Source organism: Bradyrhizobium sp. USDA 3240, from assembly GCF_054063295.1.
The window spans coordinates 6,049,482-6,071,583 of sequence record NZ_JBSSGD010000002.1; the positions used below are offsets into that span (position 1 = coordinate 6,049,482).

Consider the following 22,102-nt stretch of genomic DNA (forward strand, 5'->3'; position numbering starts at 1 on the left):
TGAGTCAGAGCCAATTTTTTACGTCGTCCCACAGCGCTCGTCAGGTACTCGACAGCTTCCTCTCATAGCAAAAATTGTGGGGAAGAACATCCGAGTGTCCGACTGCCTGCGGCGCGGACGGTTCGGATCCACGCTGGTTTGTTGCTGGATCCAACGTTGAGAGCACATTCTGTGCTGTGGATTTGGTCGCCGCGCTGCCGTCTCGATTGCCCCGCGCATGAGATCCAAACCGAGCTCTGATGCGCCTATATCTTCGAAAGTGAGAACGGATGGATTTCACCTCAACTAGCCGATTGCAGCAACAATCGAACAGCGCCGCCCAGCAAGAGACTGCACCGGTGTCCCCGTCGACAGACGCGGCGGCCTTTGAGCGGCAGCTAAGCGAGATCACCCGTCCAGGTGATCGTGTGCTGATGCAGACCCCCCCCCATCAAGTCGCCGCATCGCCATCGGAGGCGCAGCCCATCATGCAGGCGAGCGGGCGCGAATGCCCTCCAGCGTCGCAGGGTAAAGGCGGCGGGCCGATGCCAGGCGCCTCGGCGCTGCAGCCTGGCCAGTCAACAGAGGTTTACGGTACCCGCAGGCGTCCTCTTTATTCCCAAGATGCTGACCTTATTTTGGAGCTTGAGGAGGCCTTCATCAAAGGGGGGGCTGCCGAACGCACTGCCAAGGAGAATGTAGGTCATCTTCTCAGATTGGGCCGCTGGCTCTTTGAAAACAAAAAGCAGGCCATTGCTGCTCGGCTCGACGACGAGTCGTTGACCGTTGATGCGTGCGAGTTCTTCGGAAAGGGTAATCCCACGAGACTCCTTACGGCAATAGGTCATCTCCGGACCTCGCAGTCGACGGGCGGAATCGTGCCGATCGCAGACCGCGCTAAGCTGAATCCTTATCCCCAGGACGCGGCTCTCATCAAAGAGTACAAAAACGAAGCAACGACAGGTACCGCCAGTACCTATGCATTTGCCCTTAGCAGTTTCAGTGACTACCTGCGTGAAAACAACAAGAAGGGCATTGCTGCTCGGCTTTCCGGCAAGGCGTTGGATGGAGATGTCGGAGACTATAAGAAGGACGCCGGTGGTAATAGGCGGATCGGTGCCGCACTGACCCATCTCCGAAAATCGTCGGCCGGCGCTAAGGCGATGGAGCTTGAGCGCCATATTTCCCCCTTTCCTGATCCCGAACGCGCGGCCCTGATGGAGCCGAGGCGGGTCAGCGACGCCGCTGCGGAGCACAGCGCGTCGCAGCGAGCTTTCAGTCGGCCAGAGGAGCTTCCTGCAGAAGGCTACGATCAGGATTTGGTTTTGGGGCTGATGGACGAACCCGGTCCGTCGCACTCGGCGCTGCAGCCGGCTCGATCAACTGGGGTTCGCAGGAAGCAGCCTCTTTATTCCGAGGACGGTCCCCTTATTTCGGGGCTTGAGAAGGCCCTCATCAAGGGCGGGGCCACCGAAATCACCGCCAAGGCCAATGTATGGCCCCTTCGCAGCTTTGGCCGCTGGCTTGTCGCAAATAACAAAGAGTCCATTGCTGCTCGGCTTAACGACGAGTCGTTGACCGTTGATGCGCGCGAGTTCTTCGGAAAGGGTAACCCCACGAGACTCCTTACGGCAATAGGTCATCTCCGGACCTCGCAGTCGACAGGCGGAATCGTGCCGATCGCAGACCGCGCTAAGCTGAATCCTTATCCCCAGGACGCGGCTCTCATCAAAGAGTACAAAAACGAAGCAGCGACAGGTACCGCCATTACCTATGCATTTACCCTTAGCAGTTTCAGTGACTACCTGCGTGAAAACAACAAGCCGGGCATTGCTGTTCGGCTTTCCGGCAAGGCGTTGGATGGAGATGTCGAGGATTATAAGAAGGACGCCGGTGGTAATAGGCGGATCGGTGCCGCGCTGGCCTATCTCCGAAAATCGTCGGCCGGCGCTAAGGCGATGGAGCTCGAGCGCCATATTTCCCCCTTTCCTGATCCCGAAGACGCGGCCCTGGTGGAGACGAGGCGGGTCGGCGACGCCGCTGCGCGGCACAACGCGTCGCAGCGAGCTTTCAGTTGGCCAGAGAAGCTTCCTGCGGAAGCCCACGATCAGGATTTGGTTTTGGGGCTGATGGACGAACCCGGCCCGTCGTCCTCGGCGCTGCAGCCGGCTCGATCAACTGGGGTTCGCAGGAAGCAGTCTCTTTATTCCGAGGACGCTCCCCTTATTTCGGGGCTTGAGGAGGCCCTCATCAAGGGCGGGGCCACCGAAACCACTGCCAAGTACAATGTAAATCGCCTTCTCAGCTTTGGCCGCTGGCTCTTCGCAAATAACAAAAAGTCCATTGCTGCTCGGCTCGACGACGAGTCGTTGACTGTTGATGCGCGCGAGTTCTTCGGAAAGGGTAATCCCACGAGACTCCTTACGGCAATAGATCATCTCCGGACCTCGCAGTCGACGGGCGGAATCGTGCCGATCGCAGACCGCGCTAAGCTGAATTCTTATCCCCAGGACGCGGCTCTCATCAAGGAGTACAAAAACGAAGCAACGACAGGTACCGCCAGTACCTATGCATTTGCCCTTAGCAGTTTCAGTGACTACCTGCGTGAAAACAACAAGAAGGGCATTGCTGCTCGGCTTTCCGGCAAGGCGTTGGATGGAGATGTCGAGGACTATAAGGACGCCGGTGGTAATAGGCGGATCGGTGCCGCACTGACCCATCTCCGAAAATCGCAGGCTGGCGCTAAAGCGATGGAGCTCGAGCGCCATATTTCCCCCGGTCCTGATCCCGAAGACGCGGCACTGATGGAGCCGATGCCCGCCGGCGGCGCCGCTGCGCAGCACAGCGCGTCGCAGGACGCGGGCAGTTGGCCAAAGGAGCTGCTTCCTGTAGAAGGCTACGATCAGGATTTGCTTTGGGAGCTGATGGACGAACCCGGCCCGTCGTCATCTCTTCTTGAGCCAGCCGCGCGCCATGACCAGTCATCGGATCCCGGAGAGTCCATTCGTCCCTTGAATTGGGGCTCCGACCGCCAGCAGTTCCCGGACGAGCCGATCGGTGCACTTGCCAAGAGCAACCTCCTGCCAAGCGAGGAGGTCGTCATCAACGATGAGCATGACACAGCTGAATTGAGGCCAGCGAAGAGGCCGAGGACCCTAGACAATCTGCACGGCGTTGCCATTGAGCGGCAACTGAGCGAGATCGTCGCTTCAGGCGGTCGCCTGCTGACGTCGGCCCCCACCCATCAACTGGGTGCATCGCCATGGCAGGCGCAGCCGACGATGCAGGGGAGTGGGTACCAAGATGCCACGGCGCTGCAGCGAGCTGTCAGTCGGCCATTGGTCCTCCCGGAAGGTTATAATCAGGATCTGCGTTTGATGGTGGAAGACGGCCCACCGTGGCCCGGGGTTCCCCCGGAGCAGGCGCAGGACATAGTCCAAGCTGGACAGCAGGAACCTGCCTGGTCCGCCTCAACCTGGTCGCCGCAGATGCCGCTCAACTTTGATTGGAGTATGTGGCCGATGCTGGAAGCATCGCCAGCGCAGGCTGCCAGGGCTCGCTCAAGCACCTACGGCGGTCTTGAGCCATTTCTTGCTCTGAATGCGCCGACACCGTCCGAGTTGGGCGACGACGCTCACTTTGCGCCAGCGCACTCTACCAGGGCTCCCTCAGACATCTACGCTGGTCTTGAGCCATTTCTTGCTCTGAATGCGCCGACACCGTCCGAGTTGCGCGACGATGCTCACTTTGAGCCAGCGCAGGCTGCCGGGGCTCGCTCAAGCACCTACGGCGGTCCTCCATTGGTTGATCTGACTGCGGCCACGCCGTCTGAATCACGCGACGATGTTAATTCTGTGCCGGCGTTTCCGAGCACCTCCTACGATGCTCAGATCGGGGCTTTAGGTCCGACAGCCTCGCCTCACGGCCGCGGGCTGGTGCTCGAGGACACGGAATGGCTGGGCGACGAGCATGTCCTGAGAGATTACCAGCTCCTGGCGCAAGAGTTGGGGGGGAACAATCCGAATCTCGCCGCCCGGACGCGGTTCGTGGATCCTCTCATAACCCTTGTTAGCCTGCGCTTGGGCACCGAGAGCGAAATGCTACGCGCATTCCAGCGCATCGTCCATGATCAGAATGGTGACGACACAGCCGACTTCCTGTTCCTGCCAGTGAACAATGCCCGTGCTACGAATCTCCCCGGCACCCATTGGTCGTTGCTGTTTGTTGATCGCCGCGACCGCGAAAGGCCGGTTGCCTATCGCTACGACTCCATGGGGGAATACAACAACACGCCCGCAGCAGAGCTCGCAGCAAGGCTGGGCGCCCGCCTGGAGTCACGCGGCATGACCCAGCAGCTGAACACTTATGATTGCGGCGTCTTCGTGGTGGACGGCACGCGGGCGCTGGTTAGGCAATTGGAGCAAGGACGAGCACCACACCTGCTGAACCTCAGCAGCCTCGTTGCCAATCGGCAGGCGCTGCAGAACCGACTCAGGGGCTGATGTCGTACGCATACGACGAAGCTTTCAATTACCCATAATTTCGCCGACTCGCGCTGATCCGCGAAATCTTGAATCGAAAGTATCACTTGTGATTCGGGGATGTCCCGGGTTCTGTTGAATTTCTGAAGAGGTCGGCGTTGCCCACCTTGAGCCGGTAGGCTCGGGGTGCTGATTCCACAAAGAAGAGCAACGCCATGATAGAGATATCACACCGGCTGGTTGGCCGGCGACCGGGGCGGTGGACGAAGCGTTTGCAGAAGTGCGGGCGAGCTTCGATCGGTTCTGCCTTGCGGCAGGGATCGAGGCGCTCGGCACGATGATGGAGGCGGATGTTGTGGCGGGCCGCGCCACGATCGCGAGGCGGCGCGGCGGACGCACCTTGGGCCGAACGCGGGGACGGATCGGCTTCCACGGCGGCAAGATCGAGGTCGAGCGCCCGCGGGTCCGGGGCGTGGATGGCGGCGAGGTCACGATCCCGAGCTGGGAAACGGCGGCGCAGGAGGATTGGCTCGGTCGCGGGGCGATGAACCTGATGCTGATCAATGTGTCGACGCGCCGGTTCGGCCGCGCCGTCCGGCTGCCCGAGGGTGACGTGCCGGTACCGCCCGGATCGGGGGTTTCGAAGTCGGCGGCCTCGCGGAGGTTCGTAGCGCTGTCGGCGGTGCGGCTGGCTGACTTCATGGCTGCCGATCTGTCCACGCTCGACCTTCTGGTGGTCCAAATCGACGGGCTGCATCTCGGTGCGGATTCCGATGATCTCGCCCGGGTGTACCGATTTGATCTCGCCCAGGATTCCGAGATGATCTCGCCCACCATTCCGATTTGATGTCGCCCGGGGGCGCGAGTGAAATGGACCCCGATTTTGGGACCAGAGGTCAGTTGGAAAAGGGCCGCTCCGTTTGATACACGGAGGGCATGATGACGACGAAGACGAGACGCAAGATCGACGCGGCACTGAAGGCAAAGATTGCGCTGGAAGCCGTGCGGGAGCAGGCGACGGTGGCCGATCTGGCCCAGCGCTATGAGGTTCACCCGAACCAGATCTATGCCTGGAAGAAGCAACTGCTGGACCAGGCGGCGCGGACTTTGATGTGGGTGCCGGGCGCGAGAGCGAGGAAACGCGCGAACGCGAGATCGAGAAGCTGCACGCCAAGATTGGACAACTGACGGTCGAGCGCGATTTTTAGCGCGGAGGTTCGGAAGATGAGCACGCCGGACCGTCGAGGAATGCTCGATCGCGCGGACAAGGCGCTGTCGATCCCGTCGGCAATGCCTGTTGCTTGGCATCGCGCGCTCCGGGGTCTACCGGCCGCCCCTGTCTTCGGCAGGCTTGATGCCGCCTACAACAATGCCGGCGTCCAGAATGTCGCGGTGGAAGCTGCCGAGTCCACACGGGAGGATTTTGACCGAGTGATTTCGATCAATCTGCGCGGCGTATGGAGTTGCATGAAATTCGAGCTCCGACAGATGCTCAAGCAGGCTAACGGTGCAATCGTCAACTGCTCTTCCATCGGCGGCTTGGTCGCCGGCCCCAAACGCGGAACATACCAGGCCTCGAAGCACGGGGTGTTGGGGCTCACGAAAAGCGCAGCGCTCGACTACGCCGCAAGGGGCATTCGCATCAATGCGGTATGCCCGGGTATCATCCATACGGCAATGTTAGACAAGATGATGGCCACTCAGGCAGACGCCCTCAACGCGATGCTGCAGAACGTTCCCATCGGCCGGCTTGGCCGCCCCGAAGAGATCGCAAGCGCCGTGCTCTGGTTGTGCAGCTCAGAAGCAAGTTTCATGGTCGGTCACGCGCTCGCCGTGGATGGCGGCTATACCATACGTTGAACTGTGGGATCGCCCACATCAGGGACGATGCCGGAGCGCCTCTACCAACAGCGCAAAGGCCGCAGAGGGTTGGCGCCGGCTGGGATAGTACAGATGGTAGCCCGGATACGGAGGGCACCAGTCGTCAAGCACCCGTTTAAGCCGGCCCTTGTTGATGTGTGGTTGCACCAGACCCTCCGGCAGATAGGCCAATCCCAAACCTGCGAGCGCGGCGTGGAACATCTGGGTCGTGGTGCTGAAGAACAGTTGGCCTTCGACGCGAACTTTCAGTGCGCGTGAGCCCTTGCCGAACTCCCAGGCGTATAAGCCACCATGGGTGGGCAGACGCAGATTGATGCAATTGTGCTCAACCAAGTCTTGCGGCTTCTTCGGTACGGGCTGATTTTTGAAATAGGACGGAGCGCCGACCACGGCCATGCGTGCATCCGGTCCGATGCGAACGGCGATCATGTCCTTCGCCACCTGCTCGCCGTCCCGCACCCCGGCATCGAAGCGCTGCGCGACGATATCCGTCAGCCCGTAATCGCTGACGATCTCGACCTTGATGTCCGAATTTTCGCGAAGCAGCTTCGCGAGCTTCGGCAGGAGTACGGCGTCGGTGGCATATTCGGTGGCCGTGATGCGGATCGTGCCCGAGGGTTTTTCCCGAAGGTCGCTCAGGGCCGCGAGCTCCCCTTCGATCTCCTCTATCCTCGGGCTGACGTTTCGCAGAAGGCGCTCGCCGGCAGCCGTGGGCGACACGCTCCGCGTAGTCCGCGTCAGCAGGCGCAGCTTGAGACGGGCTTCGAGCTCCTTGATGGTGTAGCTGAGCGCCGACTGCGACACGCCTAGTTTCGCCGCTGCCTTTGTGAAACTCCCCTCCTGGGCGACGACGAGAAAGACCGAGAGATCGTCGAGATTGCCACGCCGCATTTATCGATCCTGTTGATAGGTCCATCCCGATTATAGCGTCTAATCCCTATAGATGTGCGCGCTAAATTAGGAGCAGCGATTACCGAAGCGGCCCCCCCCCCCGCGACGCGACGGAGTTCGTCCGATGGACAGGGCGCACACGCTCTTACGGCTTTGCGGAAGCGCCCCGACGCCGGCGCAGCATGCCTTCACCCGAAGGAGCGTTCTCTGGGCCGGTGCCGCATTGGCGACGCTGATACCAACGCCTGCGGCCTTTGCACGCGCTGCGACAGTCAACAATGGAAGGTATGGAACGATGGACATCAAACGCAACGGCTCGCGGCCGTCCGGCAAAGGTCCCGAAGCATGGTTCAGCGGTAGCGTCCGGGTGGATCCGCTGTTTCAGGTGGGCGACCCGACACGCATCAGCGGCGGTCAAGTGACCTTTGAGGCAGGTGCCCGAACCATGTGGCACACCCACCCGCTCGGCCAGACTCTCATCGTCACGACCGGACTTGGCTGGGTGCAGAGCGAGGGTAGCCCGGTCGAGGAAATCCGCCCCGGCGATGTCGTCTGGTTTCCGCCTGGCGAGAAGCATTGGCATGGCGCGACACCGACGAATGCGATGACGCACATCGCCATCACGGAATCGCTCGACGGCAAGAATGTCGAGTGGATGGAAAAGGTCAGCGACGAGCAATACCACAAGTGACCCTGTGCGCGGACACCTCGCTGCGTCGACGCGTCCGAGCGAATCGGCCGCGGGCCGCGGGGGCGACCGTCAAACAAGGAGATTTAGCATGCAAACGCGCAAGCTTGGCGATCTTACCGTCTCGGCCATCGGCCTGGGCTGCATGGGCCTCAACTACCATCGGGGTCCCGCTCCGAACCGCGCCGACATGATCGCGCTCGTCCGGGCCGCTGTCGAGCGCGGCGTCACCTTCTTCGACACCGCCGAGGTCTACGGCCCGTTCACGAACGAGGAACTCGTAGGCGAGGCGCTGGAGCCGTTCCGGAGGGACGTCGTCATCGCCACCAAGTTCGGCCACGATCCTTGATACCGACGGGCTCGACAGTCGCCCCGAACGCATACGACAGGCCGTCGAAGGCTCGTTGAAGCGGCTGCGGGTCGAGGCGATCGACCTGCTGTACCAGCATCGGGTCGATCCCGACGTTCCGATCGAGGACGTCGCCGGCGCGGTGAGGGATCTCATCGCCCAAGGCAAGGTCAAGCACTTCGGCCTGAGCGAGGCTGGCGCCTCGACCATCCGCCGCGCCCATGCCGTGCAGCGGGTCGCGGCGGTCCAGAGCGAATATTCGCTCTGGTGGCGCCAGCCCGAGAAGGAGGTGCTGCCGGTCTGCGGCGAGCTGGGGATCGGCTTCGTCCCCTTCAGTCCCCTCGGACGGGGATTTCTGACAGGCAAGATCGACGAGACCACCTCGTTCGGTGGCAACGATAACCGCGCGAGCCTGCCGCGCTTCACTCCCGAGGCGCGCAAGGCTAACCGTGCTGTGGTCGATTTGCTGGAACGGATCGGCGCGCAGAAGCGCGCCACGCCTGCGCAGATCGCGCTGGCCTGGCTGCTGGCGCAGAAGCCGTGGATCGTCCCGATCCCCGGCACGACCAAGCTCGGCCGCCTCGATGAGAACATCGGCGCGGCCGCGATCGAGCTTACGCGCGAGGACATCCGCAACATGGATGCCGCCGCCGCGAAGATCAAAATCGTAGGCGACCGCTACCCGCCGGCAGAAGCCGAGCGCGCGCAGCGCTGACTGCACGCGTGCCGGAACGACGAACATACAGGAGAGCTACCATGAAGATCTCATTCGAAGGAAAGGTCGCGCTGGTGACGGGCGCGGCGTCCGGTTTGGGCCACGCCACGGCAAAGGCTTTCGCGGAATCGGGAGCCTCCGTCGCGCTCGCCGACTGGAACGAGAGGGCAACGCACGCTGCGGTCGACGAACTGATCGCGCAGGGCCATAAGGCCATAGGTATTCGGTGCGACGTCTCGGATGACGCGCAGGTCGAAGCCATGGTCGCGGAGACGGTCGCAGCCTTCGGAAGGCTCGACGCGGCCTATAACAACGCGGGAGTCCAGAACGTTCTGGCCGAGACGGCCGACACGACCCGCGAGGATTACGACCGCGTCATGGGCATCAATCTTCGTGGCGAATGGAGCTGCATGAAGTTCGAGTTGCGTCGGATGCGCGAACAGGGAAGCGGGGCCATAGTCAATTGCTCATCGCTTGGTGGACTCATCGGCGGCGCCGAGCGCGGCATCTACCACGCCGCAAAACATGGGGTAGTCGGATTCACCAAGAGCGCGGCTCTGGAATATGCGGCTCGGGGCATCCGTATCAACGCCGTTTGCCCCGGACTTATCCGGACGCCGATGTCCGATCAAATGGTTGCGGCCGGACAAGGCGACGAGCTCAAGGCCATGGAAAAGAGCATTCCGAAGGGACGGGTCGGCCGGCCCGAGGAGATTGCAAATGCGGTCCTCTGGCTCTGCAGCGACGCCGCCAGCTACGTCACCGGCCAGTCGATCTCCGTGGACGGCGGCTTCATAATGCGCTGACAAAGTCGGTGAGAGTCATTTTCGAGGGATTCAGCAGGCGATCTGCAGGTTGCCATCCGCTTCTGCCCGTAATGCCCGACCGGCGCCGGCCCAGAAGCGTTGCGGACGGCCAGGCCACTGTGATTCAAGTTCCCAAACTGGGGGCTCGAATCATGCGCTACGAACTCGCCGACTAGGAATGGGCTGCCATCAAGCCGCGTGGCGTTCCTCGGGTAAATGACCGTCGTGTCCTCAATGGCATCTTCTGGGTCTTGCGATCGGGAGCGCCCTGGCGTGACCTGCCGGAGGCGTTTGGCCCATACACGACTTGCTACAACCGTTTCATCCGCTGGCGGCGGGCCGGTGTCTGGGGCCGCATCATTGACGCACTTGCCTCTGCCCATGATGCCACTGTCCAGATGATCGACACCTCCATTGTCCGCGTGCATCAGATGGAGCCTGCATCACAAAGAACAAGCGCCAATTGACAGGAAGGTCACGCGGCGGCTTGACGAGCAAGATTCATGCGGTGGTCGATAGCAATGGTCTGCCAGTACGGCTGGCGCTGAGCCCCGGTGAGGCCCACGACGTTAGACTTGCCGGAAGGCTGCTGTCTCGCCTGAAATCCGGGTCGATGCTTGCCGACCGCGGCTACGATGCCGACTGGATCAGAGAACTCGCCATGAAGAAAGGCGCATGGGCCAACATCCCGCCGAAAAGTAATCGCAGCGACCCGATCTGCTTCAGCCCCTATCTCTACCGCGCTCGCAACCGGGTCGAGCGGTTCTTCAACAGGATCAAACAATGTCGTCGGGTCGCAACGCGCTACGACAGGCTTGCTGCCAACTACCTTGCCTTCGTTCAACTCGCGTCAATCAGGCTATGGCTGCGCCTTAATGAGTCCGCGTCCTAGGAGTGGATCCCGACAGCCTCGTGGAGACATCTAAGATCAGAGAGCGCGGCGCCCGCTATCACATTGTCAACATGTGCCGGCTTTTGGGCCAACAAGGCCGTAACGTGTTCCGCCCAGCGCTGAAGCGCCTTGCGCATTTCGGTTGCATACCGAGCGCGGTTATATACCCCGGCGACGCCGGCCCTGTGGCCGCTGACATGGTTTAGGATTGCTTCCACGACGTGCGGCAACACGCCAAGCCGGTCGGCCATCACCGTGGACGCCGATCTCCGGAGATCGTGAACCGTCCAATGGGGCAGGGGTTCGCCTAGGGCCTCGGCGATGCGCTCGTCAAGCGCGGCCTTCGACTTTGACCAGCCGGAGAACCCACGGTGTGGGTCACCGCTGCGTCGGGGTCCGTCACCGAAGAGGAAGTCTCGGCCGGTTCGGCGGGGCGGGAGTAGGGCCAAGGCGGCGGGAACCAGCGGGAGGGAGTGCTCGCGATGGTTCTTGGTCCGGGCGCTTGGCAGCGTCCAGATCCCCGAAGAGGTATTAAGTTCGGCCCATTGCATGCTGCCCACTTCATCGCGGCGTTGGGCTGTGACCAGCAACAAACGCACAATGCGCCCGTAATCGTCATCGCCACAGGCGTGCCAGATGACTGATAGCTCCGTCTCCGTGAGGACCCGTTCGCGGCTTCCCGGTTGCGCAGGTCGGTTAGTGCCGAGAACCGGGTTCGCGGCGATATCGAGGCCCTCGCGTATTGCCCAGTTGAACATTGAGGACAGGGCTGTACGGGCGCGGGCCGCTGAGACCTTTCCATGACGTGATGCGATGTCAGCGATACGAGCCGAGATATGACCCCGGGTGATCTGGAAGACCGAGACAGGATGCAAAGGTTTCCAACTGACCAACAGGTACCGTTCTATTCCCGCATAGGTCCCGGGCCTCAACCTTTGTTTGGCGTTCCGGAGATATTGATTTGCGATCACCCGGAGGGTGTCGGCCGCCTGCATGCGGGCCTTGGCCTTCTCGTCCGCCGGGTCTTTGCCATCGGCAACCAGGCCCAAAAGCCGCTTGGCTTCCCTGCGTGCAAGCTCGGGCGTCCAGGGGGCGCCATGAGGACCGATGGTAACAAAGCGCTGCCGGCCGAACATTCGGTACTTGAGGACGTAGGTCGCCTGGTCACGTTGACGCCGAACGCCAAAACCCCGCACCGCTTGGCGGTGGTCTGCGTCCCAAATAGCTTCGCCTGACTTGAGCGCTTGTACTGCGCGAATCGTTATACTTGAGACCGCCATCGATCGCCTCTGTAGCTACCATATAGCTACCACCATAACCCCAATTGGAGCGCAGTTAAGGCGAGGCGCGGCGGGCTTAACTATTGATAATAATGAGATTTTCGCGAAAACGGCGGGAATATCGTAATGCCGGCGGAGCTCTTGTTTTGTCTGTGGAACAGGAGGTCGGTGGTTCGAGCCCACCCAACTGTACCATCCACACCATCACCCACCGCGACTTCGCAAGCTCGGGGCCATCGCAAGATCGCTTGCCGTCTCGCTTGATCGCCGGTGGCGTGTCATCTCGCCCGCTTGCACTTCCTCGTGCCATCACCCACACTCCCCGAAACGACGCCTTAACGACACCTTAGTGCCACCTTGGGGGGACGCATGGGGACCGCCGGTTCAAGGAGATTTTCGTTTGCGTTGATATCAGCGGTCGGCTTTGCCGCGCTGCTGCTGCCGGGCCGGGGCGAGGCTTACACGCCCGATCAGCAGCAGGCCTGTACGCCGGATGCGTTCCGGCTCTGTGGTCCCGAGATTCCCGATGTCGATCGCATCACGGCCTGCATGATCAGGAACAGGGCGCAGCTGTCGCCGGCCTGCCGCGCGTTCTTCCGCGCGGGTCCCGAGCCGCGTGAGGCGAGCGAGCGTGTCGAGCGGCGGCCGGTCGCTGCGAAGCGGAAGGTCTCCAAGTCGCACAAGGCGAAGAAGTCGACCCACTGACGTCCGCCACTGATTTGATTCCCATCGCGCGCACGCGAGAGGCGCGAGCCCGGTGCTTTGTCTTGATGCGAACCGGTGTGGCTTCGCGGTGGAATGCTCAGCGCCAATTTCAAGACCGTCATGCGCGACAGACTGACGCCTTGTGACGCTGTCACGCAGCATCATCTCTGCTGTTGGTGTTGTCTGCCAAATCCGTTTCGCGACGGAACGGATGGAGTGAGGCGCGTGAGCGAATACGACAAGCAAGAGATCGATCGGCACTTCGCCTGGTTCGAAGCCAAGCTTCCGGAAAGGCCGGCACGCTTCGTCGCGTGGCTGCGCAAGCCGTCGTCGCGCTATGTGCGGATTCCACTCGCGATCCTCCTGATCATCGGCGGTATCTTCAGCTTCCTGCCGATACTCGGACTCTGGATGCTGCCGCTCGGACTCCTTTTGTTCGCGCAGGACGTCCCGTTCTTGCAGAAACCGACGGCGCAATTGCTCGGCTGGATCGAGCGCAAGTGGATCGCGCGGCAGCGCGCCAAGACTCGCGCCAAAACTGCCGAAAAGCGCTAGGCCTGAGTCTTATCAAACGCTTAGCGCTTCCATTTTCGGTTGTGTCATAAGTTGAGTGTGACTCAAAAAGCAGAATGCACCGGTAATCTTGGCCGCTTTGCGGATTGCAAGAAGTTTCTTCTTTCGCGAATCAGCGTGCTGATTCATTTTCGCCTCCTGGGGTCAATCTGGAGGCCAACGTATGAACGTGATTGTTTTCGCTTCGCGTAAGGGGGGCTCGGGGAAAAGTACCCTGGCTGCTCACCTCGCCGCGCAAGTGCACAAGGCAACGAAGCCCTGTCTGCTGATCGATGCCGATCCGCAGGGCTCGCTGACGCTCTGGCATAAATTACGCGGCACCAACGAGCCGGCGATCAAGACGGCGGTGAACTCGGTCAGCGGGATCATTGCTCAAGCCAAGCGCGACGGCATCGAATGGGTGTTCATCGACACGCCGCCGAATCTGTCGGCCGTGGTCGACGACTCCATCAAGAACGCCACGATGGTGATCATTCCGGCGCGGCCCGGCGTGTTCGACGTCAACGCGGTGCAGGAAACGATTCAGACCTGCCGTTCGATGCGCAAGCCCTACGCCGTCGTGATCAACGGCGCGCCTGCGCAGCGTGACGGCGCCGAAAGCCGCATCGTCGCGATCGCGCGTGAGGCGCTGGCGAAATTCCGCGCACCGGTGTGGAGCGGCCAGATCACCAACCGCGCCGACCTTCTGATGGCGCTCGGCCAGGGTGAAGGCGCCCGCGAATATTATGCGGAAGGCCGCGCCGCTGCCGAGATCAACCGGCTGTGGGCCGCGATCGAACGCTCGATCAAGGCAATTCGCGGCACGGCGTCGGCGTCCGGCGCGATGCACAAGCAGGCGGCGTAACAACGCCGCCTTGGTTCGAACTGGAAAGAAACGCGCGGCAGTCGCGCGTTTTTTGTGTGCTGAAGCGACGAGGCAATCGCAGATTGCCTCGCTGACTTTGGCGATGACGCGATGGATGGCGTTACGCCACCATCAGCAGATAGAATGCGATCACCGGCGCCAGGGTCAGGATCACCGACCAGATGCCGACAGCCCATAGAATATCCTCGGTCGTGAAGCCCGGCTCGGCACCCGGCCTCACGGCAAAAAAACCGTTCCTCGAATTCACGACGCCCCCGCGTTGATCTTAAGCGCAATGCGGAGACTGATACGCGAGCGGTTTTAAGATCCCGCCCGGAATTTCGCTGGCATTTTCGCAGCGGTGCTACTTCGGATTAACCACAGCCGGGGCGGCGGGCCGCATCCGGCCGGAGGCCGAACGCTTCAGTGCATGCTTCCGTCGCGATCGCGGATCGCGCCGAGATGCTCGTTGATCCGGAATACGATCAGGATGAACTCGGCGGCGATGCGCGAGAACACGATGCCGACGAAGACGCTGGCGATCGACGCGAGCAGCTGGATGAAGCCTACGAAAGGGCTGATCGCCATCGCGGTAAGGCTCCAGAGGATGCCGGAGATCCCGAACAGCACGATGACCGCGATCACCAGCCAGTAGAACGTCTTGATGATCGTGGGCGTGATGAAGCGGTCCCACTGAAACAGATCCTGGAAATCGAACATCATGGTTCTCCCGGCCAGCCGAAATATGATTCGCGTCGCGTGCATCCTACTGCGTCACCCCCGGCGTGATCACTTCGTCCCGCCAGCCTGCGCAGCAGGCTTCCGTCAGGACGAGGCGTCTCGCCGGGCCAATGGTTCGGGGTGGCGCCAAAGCGCCGCCGCACCCAAGGGGATCGATACCGCAGAAGCCCAATCAGTCTCGCCAAAGCCAGGCCCGGGACCGGGCGCCGGCAGTCCAGGGGCGAGCTATGCGAGTGGGCAGGTTGTGATTGCTGCAAATAACGGCCACAATCGGGCTTCCCTCCAGCATATCCTCACCCAATGACCACGCTGACCTTCGAAGACTTCAAGCCCGGCCGTTTCGGCACGTTCGGCCCGCGCCATGTTTCGCGCGAGGAGATCCTTGCCTTTGCCGCTGAGTTCGACCCGCAGCCGATGCATCTCGACGAGGAGGCGGCGAAGAAATCCATGCTCCGCGGCCTGTCGGGCTCGGGCTGGCATCTCGGCTCGCTGATGATGCGGATGATGTTCGACGGCTTCATCGGCCGCACCGCCTCGCTGGGCGCGCCCGGGGTCAACGAGATGCGCTGGGTGGCGCCGCTGCGTCCGGGCGACGATTTGACGCTGGATGTCGATGTCGTCGAAGCGCGCGTCTCGAAGAGCCGCCCCGAGACCGGCATCGTCACCTTCAAGAGCACGATCCGCAACGCGCGCGGCGAGATGCTGTGCGAGATGGAGGCGCCGATCATGATCGGTCGCCGTAACACTGCGAGCGCATAGGAGAGATCATGCGCTTTTTTGAAGACATGGAAATCGGAGCCCACCGCGCGTTCGGCTCATTCACCTTCACCGCCGAGGACATCAAGCGCTTTGCCGCGCAGTTCGATCCGCAGCGCTTCCATCTCGACGAGGAGGAGGGGCGCAAGTCGCTGTTCGGCGGGCTCGCCGCATCGGGCTGGCACGTCGCCAGCGTCTGCATGAAGCTGCTCGTCGCCGACGGCAAACGGCTCGCCGCCGAAGCCGCCGCGCGCGACGAGACGGTCGCGGTCTGGGGACCCTCGCCAGGCTTCCGCGAGCTGCGCTGGATCCGCCCGGTGCTGGCAGGCGACACCATCAGCTTCACCAACCAGGTCGAGACCAAGCGCACGTCCGAGAAGCGGCCGGAATGGGGCATCATTCAAGCCCGCAATACCGGCGTCAATCAGCGCAATGAGGTGGTGTTCTCGTTCCTCGCGACCGCCTTCGTACCGCGCCGGAATCCCGGTTCCTGATGTTGCCCGCACGCCTCTGATGTTGCACGGACGCCATGGTCGGCAGCTACTTCTGCTGCCGACGTAGTTGTGCGTTGCGTGGAACTCATTTTTTGCTAACGCATTTTGAACCTTTGTCCCTGCCTTATGGCCGGGGGCACGAGCACTTGAGCCGAACAGCTGGGGACTACTATGGCAGATCGCAGCGCGCTGAAACTCGTCGGCATTATCTTTGCGACGGTGACTGTTGTCGTGATGGTGGCCACCGGAATGGTCGTGAAGGGCTTCGCCGACGGCAATTATTCCTTCGAGACCACCGCGAGCATCGACCGCTGATCGACCGTCAGTGACGTCGGCGCTCGAGGGAGCGCCAGGTAGCGCGCATCCGCGCTTTTCAATGTGACCCCTCGGCAGGCTGCGTCACACTTCTCCCGATCCCGACATTTAACGATTCCAGATCAGCACCATCACGACGGTCGCGGCTGCCAGGATGCCGATGAACCGGATCATGATCGTGCCGATGCCCTGCTGCGGCTGGCGCAGCGGTATAGGATCGGCGGCGTTGTCCGGCCGGACGCTCTGCATGAATTCTCTCCAAATGGATGCCCCACCCAGGCGCGGTCCGGATGCGAATTCCGGATTGGACGCGGGCTCGGCATCCCAAGTTCAAATCGGCTTCTGCAAGAATTGACGCCACGCAGTTTACACCGCGCTGAATAACGAATCGTTCTGCACCCAATCGGCCCGCGCAAAACGAAGCCGCCGCCCCCGTTCGGGAGGCGGCGGCCATCAGTCTGGAAAACTGATCGGGATCAGCTGTTGCGCAGGCCGTCGGCGGCGCGCTTCCATTGCGAGACGTTGTCGGCGATCATCCGCGTCGACTTCATCGCTGCCTGGCTGAGCTGGGCATAGCCGGAGATCTCGCGCTGGACACGCTGGCCCTCGGCATGCAGCAGGTCGCGCAGGCTCTCGAGCTCGCCGATCAGCTTCTCGATCTCGGCGAGCGAGGTGCCGGCGACGCGCTGGATCAGCGAGTTGACGTTGCTGACGGTGGCATCGGTATTGGTGTCGGTCGGCGCGGTCTCCGGGCTCGCCACCGGGCGGCGCAGATAGGCGATGTCGTTGCGCACGAAGTCGCGGATACCGGCTTCGACTTCCGAGACCGCAGCAAGGTTGGAATCGACCTCGGACGTCGTTTCGGCTTCGGCTTCCTCGGTACGGTTGGTGGCGTTCATCGGCTTTCCCCTGGTTCGCAATAGCGAAGCGCGGCTTGTCCCCCGCACGACGAATTGATGAAGTTACGGACCTATCAGTGCCGCCGAATTTGACCGCATCTGGGCCAAGTTGGGGCAATGCCTGATCATTAGCGCGACAGGGCTAACAGATCGTTCACCATGAGCGCTTGTAGCCGGCGCCGATGCTCTTGTTGATCGTGCCCTGGGGCGTCTCGCCGACCGAGCCGGAGACGGTGACGCCGTCGAACAGCTTCTGCTCGGCGCCGACCCGGCGCAGCCATCTGTCATCGGAGGTCGACAGCGTCTGGCCGGCGGTGATGCTGGTGCCGGAGTCGGTCACGGACAGGCGTGCCGACTGATCGGCATCGTAGCTGCGCGACGGATTGCCAATGATGCCGGGCACCGGGACGAAGCCTTGCTGGATCAAATTGTAGCCGCTCTGCAACGTCAGCGAATACTGCTCCGACAGCGGCACCGATTTGCTCAGCGAGGTGCCGATCTTGCTCTGGTCGGCGCCCGGATCGACCCGCGCCTCGACCGAGGTCTTGTCCCAGATCGAAGCCACGCCTGGTGCCGACACCGAAGCCCAGGCCGAGCCGCCGGATTGCGGCAGGCTGCCGCCATTGGCGAGCCGCTCCGCCAATTGCTCCGACGTCGTCATCGTGCCCTGCTTGGCGACCGTCATGTCGGCGCCGATGCGGGTGTCGAGGAACGGCGAAACCGACTGCTTGACCGACACCGCGGACGAGCCGTTGGCGTTGTTGTTGGTCGACCAGGACGGATCGTTGCCGGCGACGCTGCTGCGTTTGGCCGCACTCTTCGGCGCCAGCGTGGGCAGGCTGGTGGAGTTGGTGTCGAGCTGGCTCCAGTCGAGCTTGCTCTGGTCGATGTCCTTCAGGATGTCGGCGTCATTGGCGTCGGCCGCCGGCGGCGCCTCATCGGCGGCAGCCTCGGCGTCGTCAGCGGGTGCGTCTTTCGCGGTCTCCTGGGCGGCGGGAGCGACCGGCCATGGTGAGGTCTGCGCCGTGGCCGAAAACGCTATAGCCACGCTGAAGCCGGCCGCCAGCACCGGCAGCCTCGTCCAGCCAAATCGTGATGTAGAAGTCATTCCCAGCCCGCAGATTCCAGCGCCGCAACATGCGGTTTTCTTGGTGCGAAATTGTGGCAGCGCAGTGCTTCAGGCAAGTGAGAGCCGCGTGATCGCCTAAGTGATCGTCATGTCCGGGACAAGCGCGCGCGTGCGCAAGGCCCCCCCGCGCGGCCGGTTCGGGGCTGGCAAAACCGGCCGCGTCCCGCCCGGAGCGCCGAACACGCGAAGACGCGCTTCGCGCTCGAGCCCGGACATGACGAAGGCGTGAAATCGTGGATCCGTCAGACCGCGATGCGCGGCAGATGGATCGGGTAACCGACCGTCTGCTCGACGAGGTCGAAACTGTCGACCAGCACGCGGAAGCTCGCGAGCTTGCCGGACTTGAACTGCGCGAAATGCGCGATCCTGAGCGAGATCGGCTTGTTGGAGTCCAATGCCGTCAGCGAATAGCGCAGCATCGAGGCCGCGGAATCCGCGCCCAGCATGATGGACTCCCGGTCGAAGCGGTGAACCCGCAGGTTCTCGCCGATCTGCCTGATCACCTCGAGCACGGCGGCCTTGCCGCGGCGCGAGCCGAAAAACGAAAACAGGTCGATCGGCCCGTAGATGGCCCATTCGACCTCGTCATCGAGCAACGGCTCGATGTCTGCAAGCTGGCGTTCGTTGATCGCGCGATGCAATGCGCGCGAAAAACGCCAGAGGCTGTGCTCTGTCATTTTGGTCTCGTCCTGAAACTGGATTTTCAAAGACAAACGAATGGCAGGCGGTCAGCGCCGACGCCCTGCCAGGTTGCTGCACGTCACTATTACGGCCTCAAATAGTGCGGCGCGGCCAAAACGCAAATGACTTTTTTGCAATGCACAATTGCGCCGGTCCTGACCGAAATGTGACCACCTGCCCGCAGAACCCGGTTCCGGTTCCGATGGGATCGGAACCGGGTCTTCTTCAGCGAACCGGTGTCCACCTCGCTCGAAAACGCTTCGGTCACCGCAATTCAGCGATCGCGCTGCCGCAGCGGCTGCCGCTCGATCACGATCTCGGCGTCGTGGATCGCCACCACCGCGAACAACAGCGCGCCGCCGATGCCGCCGATCGCGGCGCCGAGCGGCATGAAGGTGAAGAACACCAGCGTTCCGCTGTCGAGACCTGAGGTTTTGGCCAGTCCGATCCAGGTGAGCCCGGCTCCGATGCCGAGAGCGGCGCCGCCAAGGGCGCCCAGCGCAAGGCCAAGCACAGCGAGCAATGCGACTTTCATGGTGATTTCAGCCCCGACCGCAACAAGCCCAGTGATAGGTCAGCGCCGGGCCTGCGAGGTTCAACGGTGGCGGGGACGAATTTGCGGGGCGGGGGGCGTCGCCATGCGTTGCCCGGCTTTCCGGGAGCTATTCCGCGTTCTGCCCGGTCAGCGCCGCCGCGACGTCGCGCTCCAGCACCTGCTGGACGAGGTCGAATGTGTCGATGATCTCGCGGATCTCGGTGATCTTGCCGTCGCGCAGCGTGTAGAACACCGCGACATCGAACTGCACGACGCGCCGGTTGTTGCGCTTGCGGAAGAACACCCGCAGCTGCGCCGCGACCTTGTCGCCTTCGGCCACCACCATCGGCGCTTCGTAGCGCATGTCGGAATAGCGCTCGTGGATCGTGGTCCACATCTGGCGCAGCGCGGCCTTGCCGCGGTGCTGGCCCATATGCGGAAGAATGTCGATCGGGGCGTTGGCGAGAAACGCGACGTCGTCGCTGCAACGATCGAGCGCGCCCTCGATGCCGCCGGCATAGTAGACGTCGAGGAAGTTCAAGACGCGCTGCCGGTTCAAATCCTCGCCCATGATCGACTCCGCCGGTTCAGTCCGACTCGCCTCTGACTGGCCCTGGCCCGCATTGTGAACCGAAGCGTTTCACTCTCAAACATATGTTTTGACGCACGAGACGCAACTAGGTTCGGCAACCGGAACGTGCATTGCGGCAAAAAATGCGCACGGCGCCATCTCACTCGTTGGCGCCGCATTTATTCCGCAGGCGCGGCCTTGCCGGTCACGAGATCGATCGTGAACCGCTTCGTCTTCTCGGAGCCCGGCGGCACGAAGGCCTCGCCGGGTGCCAGGTCGTGGTAAAGCTCTTTCGGCTTCGGAAAGCCTTCGTCGCAGGCGGTGCGGATGGTCTCGTCGTCGGCAAGTCGACGTCGACCGCGACCGTGTTGTGGCGCGGACCCGCGGCGAGGTTGGAGAGGCCGAAATATTTCGGACCCTCGTTGCACATCACGACATTGGAGCCGTAGGCGTTGACCGCATCCTCGGCCCTGAGCAGGAAGTCGGGCGCGATCTCGATCCGCTTGCCGGATTTTTTGCTGAACTCCATCCGCGTCACCGCGCTTTCGAGAATGCCCTGGCCCATGTGGCCGACCGTGCAAATCAGCAGGTCCTGCTGCTCGTCCTTGGCCAGGACGATGCAGTCGTGGCCCTGCGCGCCGGGCAGGAAGCGGATGAAGCGATGGGCCGTGCCGTTCTGCTCGAACAGCGCGACACCGCCGAAATCGGTCGCGTGCGGTTCGCATTCGCTTTCATAGTTGACGGCGAGCAGCGCATTGCCGGCGGCGAGGAAGCGGCCGGCGTAGCGCTCCTGGGTCAGCTTGACGTCGCAGGCACGGCCGTCGGGATAGGATTTCGCCCGCGTGCAGGTCGATCCCTTGATGTTGGCGATGGCGCAGAATGTCAAAAGCAGCGCGCGGTCGTTGTCCGCTGCGCGGGCCGGGCTCGGTATGATCAGCAGCGCCGCGCCGAGTGCCGGCGCGAGAAGGGCCGGGATGAAGGCCGAGAGGAGAGCAATGTGTGATGTCCGCATGATCTTCAAGACGCTGTCGCAATGCGGCGGCATTTAGAGCATGATCGTGTCAGGCGCGCAGCGAATTTCTGCGGCGAAGCGGCGGGAACCGGCGGGGCGGCTCGGTCGTTACTGCCTTGAGAATTTCATCGGAGCCGCATCATGAAATCCATTCTTCTCGCTTCCGTCATTGCCGTCAGCGCGATTGCCGCCACCTCGTCTGCCGACGCCAAGGGCTGCATCAAGGGCGCGGTCGTCGGCGGTGTCGCCGGTCATTATGCCGGCCATCACGGCATGCTCGGCGCCGCCGCCGGATGCCTCTACGGCCGCCACCACGCCAAGGAGCAGGAACGTCAGCGCCAGCAGCAACAGGCGCAGCCCGCGCAGCAGGACAAACTGTAAGGCGAGTTGCGAGATGTCCGGAACGCCGCCCGCACGGGCGGCGTTGTCTCCTTGCGCAACGGAGACCGTGATGACGAAACCACTGAACAAGACCATCCAGCCCGTTCCCGACGCCAACCAAAGCCACAAGGGCCCCGGCAGCGCCCCCGGCGTTCCCCTCGACACCACCAGGGGCCACCGCGACGACGAGAAGCACAACATCCGCGAGCAGGCCGCGCACGGCAATTTGATCCAGAACACCAGCAACAAGCGGTCGGGGTAGAATTCCGGATCGCGCAGCAAACTCCGCCGTCGTCCCTGCGAAAGCAGGGACCCATAACCACAGGGTTGCGTTGTTGAGGAGGCTGTGGCCCCAGCGTCGCGCAACAATTGCCATTTGTGGTTATGGGTCCCGGGTCGCGCTGCGCTTGCCCGGGACGACGTGGGTGAAATTCCGCTTCACATGTCAAACGGACATGTAGGATGGGTAGAGCGCAGCGAAATCCATCAACTTGCAACCGCATG

At 62.3% G+C, this 22,102-nt stretch carries 24 protein-coding genes and 2 pseudogenes; 16 read left to right on the forward strand and 10 right to left on the reverse strand.

Going from position 1 to position 22,102, the window contains the following annotated elements; genetic code table 11:
• Window positions 1–269 precede the first annotated feature (269 nt).
• The 4 genes and pseudogenes from ACVIGA_RS29160 (at window position 270) to ACVIGA_RS29175 (ending at window position 6,320) form a co-directional block, all read left to right on the forward strand.
• A complete protein-coding gene (locus tag ACVIGA_RS29160) occupies window positions 270–4,481 on the forward strand; it encodes a Ulp1 family isopeptidase (protein ID WP_456668730.1) in 4,212 nt (1,403 codons plus the stop codon).
• 205 nt (window positions 4,482–4,686) lie between these two features.
• Window positions 4,687–5,229, forward strand: a pseudogene (locus ACVIGA_RS29165) (IS256 family transposase); the annotation flags it as partial.
• Between the two features lie 170 nt (window positions 5,230–5,399).
• Window positions 5,400–5,648 carry a transposase gene (locus ACVIGA_RS29170; protein ID WP_173640844.1) on the forward strand — a complete coding sequence of 83 codons (249 nt, stop codon included), beginning with the start codon at window positions 5,400–5,402 and terminating at the stop codon, window positions 5,646–5,648.
• A gap of 36 nt (window positions 5,649–5,684) precedes the next feature.
• Complete coding sequence (locus tag ACVIGA_RS29175; protein ID WP_173640845.1) at window positions 5,685–6,320, forward strand: SDR family oxidoreductase; 636 nt, start codon at window positions 5,685–5,687, stop codon at window positions 6,318–6,320.
• An 18-nt stretch (window positions 6,321–6,338) separates the two neighbouring features.
• Here ACVIGA_RS29175 and ACVIGA_RS29180 read toward each other — a convergent pair whose 3' ends face one another.
• The gene (locus tag ACVIGA_RS29180) at window positions 6,339–7,232 is read right to left on the reverse strand and encodes a LysR family transcriptional regulator (protein WP_173640846.1); all 894 of its coding nucleotides are present in this window, start codon (window positions 7,230–7,232) and stop codon (window positions 6,339–6,341) included.
• A gap of 295 nt (window positions 7,233–7,527) precedes the next feature.
• Here ACVIGA_RS29180 and ACVIGA_RS29185 point away from each other — a divergent pair, with 295 nt between their 5' ends.
• From ACVIGA_RS29185 to ACVIGA_RS29200, 4 genes and pseudogenes are all read left to right on the forward strand, one after another.
• On the forward strand, window positions 7,528–7,923 hold the full coding sequence (locus tag ACVIGA_RS29185; RefSeq protein WP_173640847.1) for a (R)-mandelonitrile lyase: 396 nt from the start codon (window positions 7,528–7,530) through the stop codon (window positions 7,921–7,923).
• 88 nt (window positions 7,924–8,011) lie between these two features.
• Window positions 8,012–8,984: pseudogene (locus tag ACVIGA_RS29190) on the forward strand (aldo/keto reductase).
• A 41-nt stretch (window positions 8,985–9,025) separates the two neighbouring features.
• Complete coding sequence (locus ACVIGA_RS29195) at window positions 9,026–9,790, forward strand: SDR family NAD(P)-dependent oxidoreductase (RefSeq protein ID WP_456668731.1); 765 nt, start codon at window positions 9,026–9,028, stop codon at window positions 9,788–9,790.
• A 188-nt stretch (window positions 9,791–9,978) separates the two neighbouring features.
• Window positions 9,979–10,682, forward strand: a protein-coding gene (locus ACVIGA_RS29200; protein WP_371821831.1) for an IS5 family transposase whose coding sequence is annotated in 2 segments (ribosomal slippage) — window positions 9,979–10,222 and window positions 10,222–10,682 — 705 coding nt in all. Because the reading frame shifts where the segments join, the coding sequence is not laid out codon by codon here.
• On the opposite strand, the gene ACVIGA_RS29205 is transcribed toward ACVIGA_RS29200, so the two are convergent.
• Window positions 10,679–11,962 carry a tyrosine-type recombinase/integrase gene (locus tag ACVIGA_RS29205; RefSeq protein WP_224924249.1) on the reverse strand — a complete coding sequence of 428 codons (1,284 nt, stop codon included), beginning with the start codon at window positions 11,960–11,962 and terminating at the stop codon, window positions 10,679–10,681. The genes ACVIGA_RS29200 and ACVIGA_RS29205 overlap by 4 nt on opposite strands.
• Before the next feature lie 369 nt (window positions 11,963–12,331).
• On the opposite strand from ACVIGA_RS29205, the gene ACVIGA_RS29210 reads away from it, so the two are divergent.
• The 3 genes from ACVIGA_RS29210 to ACVIGA_RS29220 all read left to right on the forward strand — a co-directional run bounded on the left by ACVIGA_RS29210 (window position 12,332) and on the right by ACVIGA_RS29220 (window position 14,084).
• A complete protein-coding gene (locus tag ACVIGA_RS29210; RefSeq protein WP_456668732.1) occupies window positions 12,332–12,667 on the forward strand; it encodes a hypothetical protein in 336 nt (111 codons plus the stop codon).
• 216 nt (window positions 12,668–12,883) lie between these two features.
• Window positions 12,884–13,222 (forward strand): hypothetical protein, encoded by a 339-nt coding sequence (locus tag ACVIGA_RS29215; protein ID WP_456668733.1) that lies wholly within the window; start codon window positions 12,884–12,886, stop codon window positions 13,220–13,222.
• 181 nt (window positions 13,223–13,403) lie between these two features.
• Window positions 13,404–14,084: a ParA family protein gene (locus ACVIGA_RS29220; RefSeq protein ID WP_021081815.1), complete on the forward strand. Its 681-nt coding sequence runs from the start codon at window positions 13,404–13,406 to the stop codon at window positions 14,082–14,084.
• Between the two features lie 423 nt (window positions 14,085–14,507).
• On the opposite strand, the gene ACVIGA_RS29225 is transcribed toward ACVIGA_RS29220, so the two are convergent.
• Window positions 14,508–14,804, reverse strand: a complete 297-nt coding sequence (locus tag ACVIGA_RS29225; RefSeq protein WP_050404422.1) for a DUF4282 domain-containing protein — start codon at window positions 14,802–14,804, stop codon at window positions 14,508–14,510.
• Window positions 14,805–15,125: 321 nt separating this feature from the next.
• Here ACVIGA_RS29225 and ACVIGA_RS29230 point away from each other — a divergent pair, with 321 nt between their 5' ends.
• The 3 genes from ACVIGA_RS29230 (at window position 15,126) to ACVIGA_RS29240 (ending at window position 16,390) form a co-directional block, all read left to right on the forward strand.
• A complete protein-coding gene (locus tag ACVIGA_RS29230; RefSeq protein WP_456668734.1) occupies window positions 15,126–15,584 on the forward strand; it encodes a MaoC family dehydratase in 459 nt (152 codons plus the stop codon).
• 8 nt (window positions 15,585–15,592) lie between these two features.
• Complete coding sequence (locus tag ACVIGA_RS29235; RefSeq protein WP_456668735.1) at window positions 15,593–16,075, forward strand: MaoC family dehydratase; 483 nt, start codon at window positions 15,593–15,595, stop codon at window positions 16,073–16,075.
• Window positions 16,076–16,246: 171 nt separating this feature from the next.
• Window positions 16,247–16,390, forward strand: a complete 144-nt coding sequence (locus ACVIGA_RS29240; protein WP_223969772.1) for a hypothetical protein — start codon at window positions 16,247–16,249, stop codon at window positions 16,388–16,390.
• Between the two features lie 108 nt (window positions 16,391–16,498).
• Here the strand turns inward: ACVIGA_RS29240 and ACVIGA_RS29245 are convergent, their stop codons facing one another.
• The 7 genes from ACVIGA_RS29245 to ACVIGA_RS29275 all read right to left on the reverse strand — a co-directional run bounded on the left by ACVIGA_RS29245 (window position 16,499) and on the right by ACVIGA_RS29275 (window position 21,217).
• Window positions 16,499–16,639, reverse strand: coding sequence for a hypothetical protein (locus ACVIGA_RS29245; RefSeq protein WP_167350365.1), 141 nt, complete (start codon window positions 16,637–16,639; stop codon window positions 16,499–16,501).
• Window positions 16,640–16,866: 227 nt separating this feature from the next.
• Window positions 16,867–17,289 carry a hypothetical protein gene (locus ACVIGA_RS29250; RefSeq protein ID WP_223969771.1) on the reverse strand — a complete coding sequence of 141 codons (423 nt, stop codon included), beginning with the start codon at window positions 17,287–17,289 and terminating at the stop codon, window positions 16,867–16,869.
• A 154-nt stretch (window positions 17,290–17,443) separates the two neighbouring features.
• Entirely contained in the window at window positions 17,444–18,397 is a 954-nt protein-coding gene (locus tag ACVIGA_RS29255) for a hypothetical protein (RefSeq protein WP_456668736.1), read from the reverse strand.
• A 263-nt stretch (window positions 18,398–18,660) separates the two neighbouring features.
• Window positions 18,661–19,095, reverse strand: coding sequence for a nuclear transport factor 2 family protein (locus tag ACVIGA_RS29260; RefSeq protein WP_456668737.1), 435 nt, complete (start codon window positions 19,093–19,095; stop codon window positions 18,661–18,663).
• 278 nt (window positions 19,096–19,373) lie between these two features.
• Window positions 19,374–19,634 carry a hypothetical protein gene (locus ACVIGA_RS29265; protein WP_298378539.1) on the reverse strand — a complete coding sequence of 87 codons (261 nt, stop codon included), beginning with the start codon at window positions 19,632–19,634 and terminating at the stop codon, window positions 19,374–19,376.
• 127 nt (window positions 19,635–19,761) lie between these two features.
• Entirely contained in the window at window positions 19,762–20,205 is a 444-nt protein-coding gene (locus tag ACVIGA_RS29270; RefSeq protein ID WP_456668738.1) for a nuclear transport factor 2 family protein, read from the reverse strand.
• Window positions 20,206–20,410: 205 nt separating this feature from the next.
• Window positions 20,411–21,217, reverse strand: a complete 807-nt coding sequence (locus ACVIGA_RS29275) for a hypothetical protein (protein WP_456668739.1) — start codon at window positions 21,215–21,217, stop codon at window positions 20,411–20,413.
• Window positions 21,218–21,358: 141 nt separating this feature from the next.
• On the opposite strand from ACVIGA_RS29275, the gene ACVIGA_RS29280 reads away from it, so the two are divergent.
• Together ACVIGA_RS29280 and ACVIGA_RS29285 are read left to right on the forward strand one after the other, a co-directional pair.
• On the forward strand, window positions 21,359–21,598 hold the full coding sequence (locus ACVIGA_RS29280) for a hypothetical protein (protein ID WP_223969765.1): 240 nt from the start codon (window positions 21,359–21,361) through the stop codon (window positions 21,596–21,598).
• A gap of 70 nt (window positions 21,599–21,668) precedes the next feature.
• Entirely contained in the window at window positions 21,669–21,860 is a 192-nt protein-coding gene (locus ACVIGA_RS29285; RefSeq protein ID WP_456668740.1) for a hypothetical protein, read from the forward strand.
• The last annotated feature ends 242 nt before the right edge of the window (window positions 21,861–22,102 follow it).